15 protein-coding genes and 2 pseudogenes are annotated in these 12,254 nt (G+C 61.1%); 12 read left to right on the forward strand and 5 right to left on the reverse strand.

Going from position 1 to position 12,254, the window contains the following annotated elements; translation table 11 throughout:
- Positions 1-5: 5 nt before the first annotated feature.
- Positions 6-434 carry an ester cyclase gene (locus ACAM58_RS11200; protein WP_369664487.1) on the reverse strand — a complete coding sequence of 143 codons (429 nt, stop codon included), beginning with the start codon at positions 432-434 and terminating at the stop codon, positions 6-8.
- A 400-nt stretch (positions 435-834) separates the two neighbouring features.
- Here ACAM58_RS11200 and ACAM58_RS11205 point away from each other — a divergent pair, with 400 nt between their 5' ends.
- Positions 835-1,101, forward strand: a complete 267-nt coding sequence (locus ACAM58_RS11205; RefSeq protein WP_369664448.1) for a helix-turn-helix transcriptional regulator — start codon at positions 835-837, stop codon at positions 1,099-1,101.
- A gap of 219 nt (positions 1,102-1,320) precedes the next feature.
- Here the strand turns inward: ACAM58_RS11205 and ACAM58_RS11210 are convergent, their stop codons facing one another.
- Positions 1,321-2,169 carry a hypothetical protein gene (locus ACAM58_RS11210; protein ID WP_369664449.1) on the reverse strand — a complete coding sequence of 283 codons (849 nt, stop codon included), beginning with the start codon at positions 2,167-2,169 and terminating at the stop codon, positions 1,321-1,323.
- Positions 2,067-2,486, reverse strand: coding sequence for a hypothetical protein (locus ACAM58_RS11215; protein WP_369664450.1), 420 nt, complete (start codon positions 2,484-2,486; stop codon positions 2,067-2,069). The genes ACAM58_RS11210 and ACAM58_RS11215 overlap by 103 nt, the downstream gene beginning before the upstream one ends.
- 509 nt (positions 2,487-2,995) lie before the next feature.
- Here ACAM58_RS11215 and ACAM58_RS11220 point away from each other — a divergent pair.
- Both ACAM58_RS11220 and ACAM58_RS11225 read left to right on the forward strand, forming a co-directional pair.
- Complete coding sequence (locus ACAM58_RS11220) at positions 2,996-3,238, forward strand: flagellar biosynthetic protein FliQ (protein WP_319441726.1); 243 nt, start codon at positions 2,996-2,998, stop codon at positions 3,236-3,238.
- Positions 3,239-3,252: 14 nt separating this feature from the next.
- Positions 3,253-4,014, forward strand: coding sequence for a flagellar biosynthetic protein FliR (locus ACAM58_RS11225; RefSeq protein ID WP_369664451.1), 762 nt, complete (start codon positions 3,253-3,255; stop codon positions 4,012-4,014).
- 334 nt (positions 4,015-4,348) lie between these two features.
- Here ACAM58_RS11225 and ACAM58_RS11230 read toward each other — a convergent pair whose 3' ends face one another.
- Positions 4,349-5,575: an IS110 family transposase gene (locus ACAM58_RS11230; protein WP_015866363.1), complete on the reverse strand. Its 1,227-nt coding sequence runs from the start codon at positions 5,573-5,575 to the stop codon at positions 4,349-4,351.
- A 504-nt stretch (positions 5,576-6,079) separates the two neighbouring features.
- On the opposite strand from ACAM58_RS11230, the gene ACAM58_RS11235 reads away from it, so the two are divergent.
- The 9 genes and pseudogenes from ACAM58_RS11235 to ACAM58_RS11275 all read left to right on the forward strand — a co-directional run bounded on the left by ACAM58_RS11235 (position 6,080) and on the right by ACAM58_RS11275 (position 11,658).
- Positions 6,080-6,430, forward strand: a complete 351-nt coding sequence (locus ACAM58_RS11235; RefSeq protein ID WP_167313226.1) for a hypothetical protein — start codon at positions 6,080-6,082, stop codon at positions 6,428-6,430.
- A gap of 119 nt (positions 6,431-6,549) precedes the next feature.
- Positions 6,550-7,170, forward strand: a complete 621-nt coding sequence (locus ACAM58_RS11240) for a hypothetical protein (RefSeq protein WP_150106769.1) — start codon at positions 6,550-6,552, stop codon at positions 7,168-7,170.
- Between the two features lie 57 nt (positions 7,171-7,227).
- Positions 7,228-7,671, forward strand: a complete 444-nt coding sequence (locus ACAM58_RS11245) for a transposase (RefSeq protein ID WP_012747404.1) — start codon at positions 7,228-7,230, stop codon at positions 7,669-7,671.
- Positions 7,647-7,997: pseudogene (tnpB, locus tag ACAM58_RS11250) on the forward strand (IS66 family insertion sequence element accessory protein TnpB). Before ACAM58_RS11245 ends, tnpB begins: the two are co-directional and overlap by 25 nt.
- Before the next feature lie 96 nt (positions 7,998-8,093).
- A pseudogene (locus ACAM58_RS11255) lies at positions 8,094-8,594 on the forward strand (IS66 family transposase zinc-finger binding domain-containing protein); the annotation flags it as partial.
- Between the two features lie 142 nt (positions 8,595-8,736).
- On the forward strand, positions 8,737-9,054 hold the full coding sequence (locus ACAM58_RS11260) for a calcium-binding protein (RefSeq protein WP_012747406.1): 318 nt from the start codon (positions 8,737-8,739) through the stop codon (positions 9,052-9,054).
- Positions 9,055-9,187: 133 nt separating this feature from the next.
- Positions 9,188-10,171, forward strand: a complete 984-nt coding sequence (locus tag ACAM58_RS11265) for an IS5 family transposase (RefSeq protein ID WP_012747407.1) — start codon at positions 9,188-9,190, stop codon at positions 10,169-10,171.
- Between the two features lie 66 nt (positions 10,172-10,237).
- The gene (locus tag ACAM58_RS11270) at positions 10,238-11,161 is read left to right on the forward strand and encodes a hypothetical protein (protein ID WP_012747408.1); all 924 of its coding nucleotides are present in this window, start codon (positions 10,238-10,240) and stop codon (positions 11,159-11,161) included.
- 11 nt (positions 11,162-11,172) lie between these two features.
- Positions 11,173-11,658, forward strand: a complete 486-nt coding sequence (locus ACAM58_RS11275; RefSeq protein ID WP_012747409.1) for a hypothetical protein — start codon at positions 11,173-11,175, stop codon at positions 11,656-11,658.
- Here ACAM58_RS11275 and ACAM58_RS11280 read toward each other — a convergent pair.
- Positions 11,651-12,235: a DUF4291 domain-containing protein gene (locus ACAM58_RS11280; RefSeq protein ID WP_369664452.1), complete on the reverse strand. Its 585-nt coding sequence runs from the start codon at positions 12,233-12,235 to the stop codon at positions 11,651-11,653. The genes ACAM58_RS11275 and ACAM58_RS11280 overlap by 8 nt on opposite strands.
- Positions 12,236-12,254: the final 19 nt, after the last annotated feature.

Below are 12,254 nucleotides of genomic sequence, written 5' to 3' on the forward strand. Positions count from 1 at the left end.
AAACCTCAGGGCAGCACCGCTCGCGGCAATGATTGACTTCGAGCTTCTAAAGGCTGCGCTTCAATTGCTGCCTTGTCAACGACGGACCAGACCCGAGCGATCTTGTCATCGCGAAGTTCGTAGAACACGTTCTCCGAAAATACGACCCTCTTGCCGTTGACGGGCAGACCCAAGAACTTGCCTCGAGGCGAGCAGTCGAATCGAAGTCGGCCGCCCACGCAGTTTGTATTGACGACCAATAGCTCAACCTCGTAGCGAAGATCAGGAATATTTGCGAAGTCGTTTTGAAACATCACCCGATAGCCCGCCACACCGAGTGGGCGGTCGTTGTGACGCACATCGACCTCAACGAAGTCGGCAAGGCGAGACCAATCTTGCGCATTCAGACAAGCGATATACGCGAGGTAAAAGTGTTCGATCTCTGTTGCCTGCATTTCCGTTCTCCAAAGCATCGGCGCTCGCCCCACCGGCCCATCTTCGCGGAGCATCTTACGGCGCTCCGGTCAATTCAAGATGGCTTGGGCGGACGCATACCGAAACATCAAACAATCGAGATCCACATCGGCTTCGGGCTCGGCCCATCGCAGGTTCCCACACACCCTGTCGGAACTGACAGTTGACCGCCCGTGGACTTGATTGCACGCTCGCCGAACCCTGCCAAAAAACACCACCCGGGACGGGGAAGGCAGCGGAATGCTGGTGACGTGTGGCGGAATGGCGCTGCTGCGCTGCCCTCTGCACGAGCGTTTGTGCTCCGCCCGAGTTCTCCAAGGAAGGCATTCCTCTTCAAACGCAAGCCGCCTTGAGGGTCGGGCTCTTTTTCGAGGATTTGTCATGCATATCGAACCCCATGCCAACCGCGGCGATGTTGATGTTCAGTCGGCGGCCGGCCCTGCATTCTTTCGCATGGCCGATGTGATCCGGATCACTGCGCTGAGTCGTACCACCGTGTACCGGCGGATCGCCGAGGGCAAGTTCCCGCCTCCCGTGCATTTGGGAGGGCGCGCCAGTGGATGGCCGCGAGCCGCGCTTCAGCGGTGGATCGATGACCCGGACGGCTACTCGAACTCGCCCGTCACGCACCTGCGCCGAATGAACTGAGCGGAGCGGGGCGCTCCGGGGCCTTCCCGCGGGACCCGGATGCCTTCCGATCCTCGCCCTGTTGGATTTCGCCGACCTCTGTCTCCCTTCAATAGAGACGCGGCAGGGTGGACTTCTGGGGTGCGTTCGTCGAGATGAGCTTCTCAGGACGGAAGTCATGGATGAAGAGGGGCAATCTTCGCGACGCGCCACTGGACAGGAGCGCTTCGCCCCGTAAAGTCAGGAGCAGCAAACAGACGCGGGCCACCCCTTGCACGAGTCAGGGCTCGCGGTCGCAGCAGATGGCCGCCAGAGGTGCAGCAGCGGCTGGTCGAGATCCTGTGATCGTCGTCGATGGGCCGCGCGCGCCGGCCCGTCGGCGTCACGCAGCAGCGCCACCCGGCGCTTCGGGCTGCAGCCGACGGACCTGACCATGGCGCGCATCGTCTGGTCGCCCAAGGGGTGCGCCGGCGCGAACGCCGGCATCTCGGCAGGTGGACCGCTCGTGGTGTACGGCGGCCGCTTGATCGCGTCGTGCATCCATCCGGAATGGCTTGGCTCACAGCTGCCCATAGCGGCTTCCCTCGGCTCGTGCAGGCCGCGCGGCCGCTGGGTTGACAAGCGGTGGTGGTTATCGGTTCCCGCCTCCGGCGGCCGATCAGCGGCTGTGCCGGTGGATGGTGTTTTCCCCCGAGATCGAGCACCACCTGGCCAGGCCGCGTGCCCCCTGAGAGTTGCACGCGCGAGAGGCGCAGGCTGCATGAGCGCGCCGGCGACGGCCGAGCGGGCACGCTCACGCGTGGCGCCGTTGTCGGGCTGGTCGATCAGCTCGGGGAACTGGCTGCCGTAGGTGCGCCGCATCAGGCGGCTGTCGATGGGCATGCCCAGGATGTCGGCCGCGCTCTGGCGCAGATGCTCGATGTCGTCCAGCGGCTTGCCAGTGGGCGAGTGGGCGCGCTGATGGCACACGCGCGTCGCTGAGGTCGTCACCCTTGAGGACGCCGGACGTCCGGCGGTGCAGGAGGCTGATGTTGCCAGCGACGATGGGCCGCCGTCCGTCGCCAGGCCGTTGCCGTTGATGAACACCATGTCGCCGTTGATCTGCGCGGTCTTGCCGCCAGGTCGGCGCCGGAGCCAGCCATGCCGACCGTGTCGGTGAGCTGCGAGTGCACCTTGGCGTTTTCGCTGGCCGTCGCATCGGCGGTCTTGCAATGCACCCTGACCGAATCGGGCACGGTGATGTCAGCGGGGCCGCCGCCGGGCAGCGTGGCTTTCAGCGCATGCGCCGCATGGTCGTATTCGATGATCGCGCCATCAGGGTAGGTGGTGCGCTCAACGTCGCCGCTGCTGCCATTGGCGGGGACCGTGTCGCGGAAGATGCCGACCAGTACGAAGGCGGAAGTCATGTGCCGCCGAGCGAGAGCACCACGCATTGCTCGCCGGCCATGCTGCTTGACGCTATCCAAGTACAAGCGCGCCGAAGTCATGCTGCGCACCGAGGACGGCGACTGAATGATTTCGCCTTCATCGTTGTGTTTCTTGCTTCAGTTCGTTTGGGAGTTTGGCGGATCCTCTGCGAGGCCCACGGGCGGAGGCCACTGCAGCCATTGGGCTGGAAATTCTGGAGTGGTGCGACCCGAGCATGCGCCATTCAATACGCATGTTCGCTATGAAAGTGGAACTTACTAAAAAAGCATTAAATCAATGCAAGGAACAGGAGCATGAATCCCTCTCATTAGGGACTTATTTGGCAAAAAAGAGACTTATGTGAGTTCTTTTTTCCGCTCCCCGGCTGCAACTGAGCATCCTGGTGCCGTTTCCCCATAGACTTGTATCAATACTTTTCAATTGTGAGGGCTCTGTGCCCTAAAGCTTGAGTTCCGGGGGGCGCATGCACGCTGATTTGGCCTTGAAGATGATGTCCGATCTGTTCTGGACAGGGCTTCTGCTATGCCTTCCCGTGCTCGGATTGACGATGCTGGTAGGGGTGGCAGTCAGCGTGCTGCAGGTCGTGACCCAGATCCAGGAAATGTCATTGACATTCGTCCCCAAGCTCTTTACCGCAGGCGCGGTAATGATTCTTGCCGGACCCTGGATGCTCCGTAAGCTGACTCAATTCACCGTGCAGCTCTGGAGCGGCATTCCTTCGATGTTCTGATTTGCGAACTCGTTGTGAACCCCCTGCAATTGCAATCTGCGGCCGCAGTCCTTGCGCCCGAGATCGGTGGCACATGGCTGGCCTTTGTCGGGCTTTTGGCCTTGCGCGTGGCTGCAACGTTTGCCATGACACCCATTTTCTATGCGGTGCCGCTGCCGGCTTCGGTGCGCATGCTGCTGGTCCTGGGGTTGTCTATAGCGCTGGCTTTCGGTCTTTCAGCCCCGGTTGGCGCATGGATGGGCTGGAGCGAACTGCTGTTCTCAGCCCTGGCTGAGCTTGCGCTGGGCGCCACGCTCGGCCTCGGGATCCTGCTGGCCTTTGGGGCGTTTTCCATCGCGGGGCAGTTGCTGGACGTTCAATTGGGTTTCGGCATTGCGCAAGTCATCGATCCGGTGACGCAGCGCCCCATTCCGGTGCTGACGTCGGCCTTCAACTACCTCGCGGTCCTGGTGTTCTTTCTTCTCAACGGGCATCACGCGCTGCTGCGGGGCATCAGCTACAGCCTGGAGCGCTTCCCCGTGGGCGCTTCCTGGTCTATCGGACATGCGGTTGCTCCGGTGCTGAAGCAGGCGGCGGGACTCTTCAGCCTGGGCTTTGCGCTGGCGGCACCGGTGGTGTTCTGCATCCTGCTGGTGGAGTTTGCTTTGGGCGTTGTGGGCCGCAACCTGCCGCAGATGAACATGTTCACCATGGGCATTCCGGTGAAGATCCTGGTTGGCCTGGTGGCGCTTTCATTCTGGTTTGCCGGCATCGGCTCGGTCATGACGCGCGCCTAGGGGCTATTGCCGTTGGGGCTACAACGCTGCTTGGAGGGGATGCGCGGGCGCAGCAAGCCGCGTTGGGGTTGGGGACGGCTGCCGATGGCTTGCTCGTGGCTCGAGCGGGCCTCGCTGGGCGCGTCACGGCGTATTCAGGAGCACAAACTACTGTTGCACCTGACAACGTAATCGTCTATCGGGCAGAGGGAAAAACTCCTGGCGCTCGCTCACAGAGAGTATTTATCGATGCCGAGAATAATGTGACCATTCCTGAGGCACTTACTCAAAAAGGACGTGGCGCAGAGAGGAACTTATACGTTGGATTCGATGCTGCGAGAGCTACTAAGAAGCGCTACCCCGTATGAGCCAGTACAGGGACCTCGCAGCCGAGATCTTGAAGTCGTTTCATGAGGCGACGGATGGTTTTGGTGCGATCCTGGCGGTCGAAGTGCTCGCAGCCGAGGTCGTTGTACTCGGTGCCGTCACGAAGCATGTGGTACGCGGCGGTGAGCATCGAGGCGGCCACCGCGAGGATGGCCTTCTTGGCTCCGCGACGTGCCTTGATACGCAGGAACTGCGCTCGCAGGTAGCTGGACTTGACGCGCACCGCGGCCCAGGCGGCGGTCACCAGGGTGGTCTTGATCCAGGTGCCACTCTTGCGAACGCGGGTGGATCGGCGCTTGCCGGCGCTCTCGTCGCTGCGCGGGCACAGGCCTGCCCAGGAGATCAGATGCCCGGCAGTGGGGAAGCGCGACATGTCCACGCCGATCTCCGCCACCACGACACTGGCCGTCAGGTCACTGACCCCGGGCATCGTCGTGAGCAGGCGGGCGCGCTGCCGGATCGGCGCCAGCGCTTTTCCCACGGCCGCATCCAGTTCGGCCAACGTGTGGTGCAAGGCGTCGATCACCTGCAGGTGCAGCCGCAGCATGGTCCGGTGGTGCTCGGTGATGCGCCCGCGCAGTGCCTCGCGCAATTCGGCGCTCTTGTTGCGCGCCGTGCCCTGAGCCAGCGCAGCCAGTTGCGCCGGATCGCTCTGGCCGGCCACGATGGCATCGAGCATCGCGCGGCCGCTCTTGCCCAGCACGTCCGACAACACACTGCCCAGCTTGAGGTTAGCGTCCTCCAGCACCTTCTGGATGCGCAGCGAGTGCTGGGAGAGCTCCCGAACGAGTTGCTTGCGGGTGCGCGTGAGGTCGCGCAGCTGCTGGATCGCCTGCGGCGGCACGAAGCTGGAGCGGATCAGGCCGTGCGCCAAGAGATCGGCAATCCACATCGCGTCGTTGACGTCGCTCTTGCGGCCGGGCACGTTGCGGATGTGCGCGGCGTTGGCCAGCACCAACTCGAACTCAGCCTCCAGCACGTGCCACACCGGCTTCCAGTACACGCCGGTGGCCTCCATCGCCACATGGGTGCAGTCGTGCTCGGCCAGCCAATCGCCCAGCGCGAGCAATTCGGTGGTGGTGGTGCCGAAGCTGCGCACCTCCTGATGCATGGGCGGGGAGACGCATCGCACGCAGGCCACGATGGTGTCCTTGTGCACGTCCAGGCCCGCACAGCGCGGATAAAGCACTTGCATGAGAACCTCCTGACGGTTGAGGGGCACCGCAGGCAGTCCTCGTCGTCGAACTCTACTAAGCGTGCTTCGGGGCGTCGCCGCCCTCTGCCACATTCCGGGGTGCTCGCAGGACTGCGGGTCCAACTACTGAACGGGTTCGCAACACCAAGCAAACGCCGACCTCGTCAGCAGTGCCGAGCTCCATCCTATGACCATGCGTCATCGATCGCCAGCCACGACCCACGCTTCATGCCCCGGGGTCGGGCCTGCCCGATGACAAACTACTGAGTTTATGCAGCAGAGAATAAATAGAACAGGCGATGGGACGGTGAGGTCTTTTGAGGTTCCGCGCTCTTTTCTTAATGAGCTAAGGAAGACGGCTGTGCCAGAGGATTTGCGCGGACAGTACCCTGATCGGCCAGTAATTGCGGACCCGACAAAGGCCCCAGATCAGTATGGGCTAGGGCCGAAACAAATAGAGCAAATAAGAAGTATGATCATCCCTGCTTCAGGAAAGACTATTTATTGAATATGAATAATGAAAATAATCTATACGAAGTCCCGCTTCGAGTATTGAACAGCGAAGGCTGCGGATTGCCCAAAGAACTGGCGGGCGCAGTTGTCGCATGTTACGTCAGTGCTCCCGATTTTATGGCGGCAGTAAAAAGGGCAAAGCTTACCGTGGAAAGTCTCGGCTATAAATTTGATGATCTTGTCGGGAATAGCGTAAAGGAAATTCCAATTGAAGAATGGAGTTCCTATATTGCCGCTGCATGGCCTGAAGATGTCGACTCCTTCCCCACTCAGGAGGAGCTTCCAGATTTAATTGAAAAAGGAATTTCCTTTTTGGGTCCCTTGGTCGGATTTTTAGAATAATTGATTGGTTCTGGGGTGAGCTGTTTGATCTCGTCAAATTTCCAATCTGATCTGGCGTTTTTCTGTAATTCCCGTTGCAACTAACGCTGCAAGACAGCTGAGATGCCTTTGGCAATGCGTTGGGGGACTCCATCGCAGCGGCGAATGGGCAGAGTTCGGGCAGCAGTGGGGGCCAAGGCGACAACGAGCTTGACGCGCTCTTCAGGCGGAACAACAACTGGGCTGGGGTATCGGCCTCGCCGGCCCTGTCTGTCAACCAGTCGCCCGACTTCAGCTGGATCACTGCGGGCAACGCGCCTGTCAATCCGTATGCCAATCTGTCGATGGCAGGTGGCGTGCAGTTGGCCGCCGGGCCGGGCTACAGCGGCGGTGTGGACTCGAACAGGTTGAGCCTTGACATGCTCAATCCGAACGACCAAGTGCCGGCTGGAGGCTCGTTTCGCGGGATGACGAAAGAGGAATTGCTGGCACGGGGCAATGCGTTGCTCGCAAGCGGAAATTCCTCGATGCCGCTTGGTGGCCCTGTGGTCGACACAGGGATCACTCTACGTGAGATCACAGTCGATGCTTCGGCCGAGGACGACGGTTCATACGACGCCAGCGAAGCGGCACGGCTGTCCAACTACCCGGCGCCAAGTTCTGGAAACTCGTATCCCTTCGCCAACATTGACTTCATGGCGGCGTCGAGGACAAGCGTAGAAGCAGACAAGGCGTATGCGGTCAGCGAACCCCGTCCTTGAGCCGCAGGCTGTGACCTGACAGGCTACGTTCCCACGTAGATGAACGCGGGAACGTAAATGACAGACGATTTGGAAGACCTCAAGCGCCGGCTGGTGGTGGGGCACAAGAGCGACGGACGCAGCGTGTATGACGAAGCCGCGAAGTCGCAGTTGGTGGCACGGTGCCTGCAGCCAGGCGCCTCGGTGTCGCGCCTGGCGCGCGAGTGCGGTGTCAACGCCAACCAGGTAAGTCGGTGGCTTCGCGAGCATGGCCACGGTGGTCGTGCGCGCAAAGCCGTTGCCAGCGTGGTGCCGGCGCCTGCGGCGTTCGTGGCGGTCTCGGTCCCACCGACGGTGCCAATGGGGATCCCAGGCGGCGGCGACATCGTCGCCGCGATGGACGTTCAGGCACGCTTGCCCAATGGCGTGGCGATCGACCTTCGCGGTGTCCAACTGCGCCACGTCGGCGAAGTGATCGAGGCGCTTGGGAGGCTGCGGTGTTCCGCTTCGACGAAGGGTTGAAGGTCTACCTGCATCGCGAGGCCATCGACTTCCGGATCGGTCTCAACGGTCTGGCGATCCTGGTCGAGCAAGCCCTCGGGTTGGATCCGTTTGCCGAGGCGCTGTACGTCTTTAGGAATCGGCGACGTGATCGCGTAAAAATTCTGGGCTGACAGCGAAACGGCTTCTGGATGTTGATGAAGCGTCTCGAGCAGGACAGGTTCATCTGGCCCGATGTCGCCACCGTGCCCACGTTGACGGTGGAGCAACTGCACTGGTTGCTCGATGGCATTGATCTCGCGGTGGTCCAGAAGCACCCCCGTCGCTTCTACGAGCGAGTGGCTTGAGTGCTCACTGGCAGCTTGAAAAAATAGTTGCCAGAATCTTCCTCGACAATGCGATGTTCGAGGAACGCCTGCACGTCATGTCGATCGAAGCAGGCAATGGTTCAGATGCCTACCGCCGAAGAATTCGCAGCCCTGCAGCAAGCCCTGGCCGAGGCCACTCGGCGCAGCGAATCTCTCGCCGGCGAACTGCGCGTGGTGACCACCGAACGGGACCTGGCGCTGGAGCGTTTGCGAGCGTTGCAGCGCCAGCTCTTCGCCGCCAAGAGCGAGGCCCGCAGCACCGACCAGAAGGACCTGTTCCTCAACGAGGCCGAGGCGCTCGCGCCGACCGCGCAAACACTGCCGGCCGAAATCGATGATGAAGACTCGACGCCGGTCGCTGGCCACCAGCGCAAGAAGCGCGGCCGCAAGCCGCTGGATCCGGCGCTGCCGCGCGACATCGTGCGCCACGAGCTTCCCGAGTCCGAGCGTGTCTGCGCGCACGACGGCCACGCGTTGGTCGAGATCGGCGCCGAGGTCAGCGAGCAGATGCACGTCATCCCGGAGCAACTGCGCGTGCTCCAGCACCACCGCATCAAGTACGCGTGCCCTTGCTGTGTAAGCCGTCAATAAACCACGCCCTTGCACGCGGCGCCGGAATCGATGCGCGCGCAGACCGTCGACGACTACGAGGCGCTGTTGCCCTGGAACATCGCGCTGCCAACCTCGTAGCCCAACCCCTGCACATTGATGGCCTCCCATGAAGCTGTCCCGCGCCAAGCTTCGGAAACTGATCGAGGACGCGATCGTCGACGCGTACAACGACTCCGAGCAGCGTGTCGGCTTCCTGACCATGATCCAGGAAAACCTCCAATTGCCGTTCAAGACCCATGTGCTCGGTATCGAGGTGCTCGTCGAACGGGTCGACATGACCGCGAGCGAGCAAATCGTCGCGGTGTGCCGCAATGGGCGGACGCGGCAGCGAATTGCGATTCTCGACCTACCACTTCCAAGTCCATTGCCCCATGGCGTCGAATGGATCGAGGCCTACCGTCATTGGGACCGCAGCGTCAACTAGACCCCTTCGCCAAGCGGCGCAAGGACGGGGTTCACTGATCGCGTACGACAAGGCAACGACGCTCATGAACTTAAGGCGCGCATCGCTAGGGATGGTCTGCAAAACAGGCCCGGGCCTTGCATGATCTGAACCCATGATTGCCAAACGCGTAGTGCCGCCGAGTCAACTCGGCCTGGGCCTGAATCTGTCGACGAAGAAGACGCGCAAGCGCGAGTTCCTCGATGAGATGGATCGGGTGGTTCCGTGGGGCGCACTGGTGCAGATCGTCCAGCCCCACAGCCCGCGGGCCAAGACGGGGCGCCCGCCCTTTGCCATCGAGACGATGCTGCGCATTCACTATCTGCAGCAATGGTTCGGGCTGAGTGATCCGGCCATGGAAGAGGCGCTGCACGACGTACCCCTGTACCGCGAGTTTGCGGGTCTGGGTGACGGCGTGAGCCGTCTGCCCGACGAGACCACCATCCTGCGGTTTCGTCACCTGCTGGAAGCCCATGACCTGGCTGTCGACATGCTGCGCGTGGTCAACGACATCTTGCAGGCCAAGGGCCTGATGTTGCGCACGGGAACGGCTGTGGACGCCACCTTGATCGCGGCGCCCAGCTCGACCAAGAACGCCGAAGGCGAACGTGATCCCGAGATGCATCAGGTCAAGAAGGGCAACCAGTGGTACTTCGGGATGAAGGCGCACATCGGTGTGGATGCCGCGTCGGGCTTGGTACACACGGTAGTGGGGACAGCGGCGAACGTCAGCGACATCAACGTCGCTGGCGCGCTCTTGCATGGGCAGGAGCACGCGGCGTTCGGTGACTCGGGCTACCAGGGCGTACACAAGCGAGCGGAGGCTGCGGGTCCGACCTGGCACGTGGCGATGCGCCCGGGCAAGCGCAGGCTGCTGAATCCGTTCATCGAGCCTGAGTTCATGGCTGAGCGAGTGGAGAAGATGAAGGCCAGCATCCGAGCCAAGGTCGAGCACCCGTTCCGAGTGATCAAGCAGCAGTTCGGGTTCACGAAGGTTCGCTACCGAGGCTTGATGAAGAACACGGCGCAGATCGTCACGCTGTTTGCGCTGTCGAACCTGTGGATGGCGCGCAAGCGGTTGATACAGGCCGGGGGATGAGTGCGCCTGCAGCACTCGAATCGGGCTCGCCAAGCCCGCGTGATGAGCGTCTGACGCAGCAGATCGATGCTGGGGCTGCCCGATCTGATCGCCGCAATGGCTCGCCACCACACTATTCATTCAGCCGCGATCGCAAATCGCGTTTTGCAGACAATCCCTAGAGGTCCGGTTCTGACGCCAACAAGAGGCTTGCCAGCACGACAACTCACCGCCGGAGAAGTGGCGCGCGCAAACAGCTTCCAAATGCAGGCTGGGCGCAGCACGGCTCAAGCGATCGAGCTGGGGGCGATGGCCTCGCCGCCAGGACTTGTAGCCAGGACGGGCGTGGCGGCCTTCGGTGCAACGACCAACTTGCAGCAGGGCAACTATGGCGCTGCTGCGTGGAATGCGGCCGAGATCGGCATGAACTTCGCTGGTGCGGGAGTGCTGAGCAAGATCGGCAAGCCCGCCGCGCTTGGCGACAGCCCTGAGACGGCATTGAGTTCGCTGCTGAGAAGTGGGACTGTTCCGGAGTCGCTGGGGCGCACAACCATTGCGCCTACTGCACAGACTGCTATTGGTGTGCTTGTGACTCGATCGGCTAACCCTCTGAGTCCCGTGCGGGAGTTCGATGCATTCGGCAATGAGATCATTTACCGGTCGATGTCGCGGCCGGACTTCGAACACTTAGAAAACTTTGGCGTCTTACGTCCAACTAAGGAAACCTTCATCTCGCCTGACTTCGGTTATTCGTCGAAGTACACTGACAACAAGAGCGTGACCGTGCGCTTTGCCACCGAGCCGGGTACCTCGGCTGCATTGCAAGAGATAGGGATTGCTGCTGGTCCGCGGGCAGCGCAAGAACTGGGTTTGGTGGAGCGTAGCGGCGATTGGATGCAAACCAACACGCGTTTTAAGGTGGAAAAGGGCGTGATGAATACTGGACTTGGTCAAGGTCCAGGCATCACAATCTTCAACCGCGGCATCGTTGACTTCGAGCGTGTGCGCTAAAGGAAAGACTCATGTTTCTACAGCTCGATCAATCCGGCGTTCCAATGAAGCGTGTGTACCTGCTCTCAGAGGAATTAAAGGCAGACCCTGATCGAATCGCTTTGGCGCAAGCCTTGACCCTAAATGCCGCCAAGCCACGGATGGGCCTAAAAGGCACGCTGGGACTCTTCGGATCGCCCGAGTGGTGGGCCAACATAGAGCAACGGAAGATGCCCGTGCGATTCCTCTCTGGCGTGATTCAACGTGCGTATGTTGTGGGTCAAGACGAATCCGTGGTGATGAACAACGAGATCGAGCTGCGGCTAGATGATGGCTCTGTGCAGGCAGAAGGCATTTACGTCAGCAATGAAGACGATGTGAACCTGTTTCGTATGGGCCATCTGGTCGAAGTCGCCTACGCGCTGGATGAATTGAAGCGGCAGCCAGCAGCTGATGGTGGAGTAAATTATTCACGAGTCACTCTCGAAATGGCCGTCTCCCTGGAGCCCGTCAAGTAGCCTGCTGACCAGGATAGGCCCGCTCCATCGGCAGCTTACTGGCAGCTTTTTGAAGCTGCCCCTGCTGCACCAATGCCTGCACCTCGTGCGCCAGCGCCGTCATCTCCGTGATCTTGCACGTCCACTCGTTCACATACAGCCGCACAGCCTCCCTGCTCAGCCCAATCTGAATGGCCCGATGTGCCAGCGGCTGCAAATGCAAATCGCGCTCCGGGTCCCATTGCACGCGCACCGGACAGCGTTGTTTGAGCGCGGCGTATTCTTCGCCCGACATACCTTCTGGCGAGTGGCTCGGACAGCTATGCGCCAGCGCCCACTCGAAGCCTTCGCGCGTGATGTCGATCGCCAGAATGCGCTTTTGGCCTTCGTCCTTCAATCCCCACCCGGCGCGGTACATCATCCACAGAAAAGACGGTTTGATCCACGTCATGCGCTCCAGCTTGAACGGAGGCGAGACGAGGCGGCCCTGCGCCAGGGCCGAGTCGGCAATCGCATCGCTGTACGCCTGATAAACCCGAATGGTGTCGGCGTCGTACATGGCGCGGATTTGGTTATGGGGAATCACGTCGGTCTTCATGCGTGCCTGTCTCAATCTC

Origin of the sequence: Variovorax sp. V116, from assembly GCF_041154435.1 — a bacterium.
In the GTDB taxonomy this organism is placed as follows: domain Bacteria; phylum Pseudomonadota; class Gammaproteobacteria; order Burkholderiales; family Burkholderiaceae_C; genus Variovorax; species Variovorax paradoxus.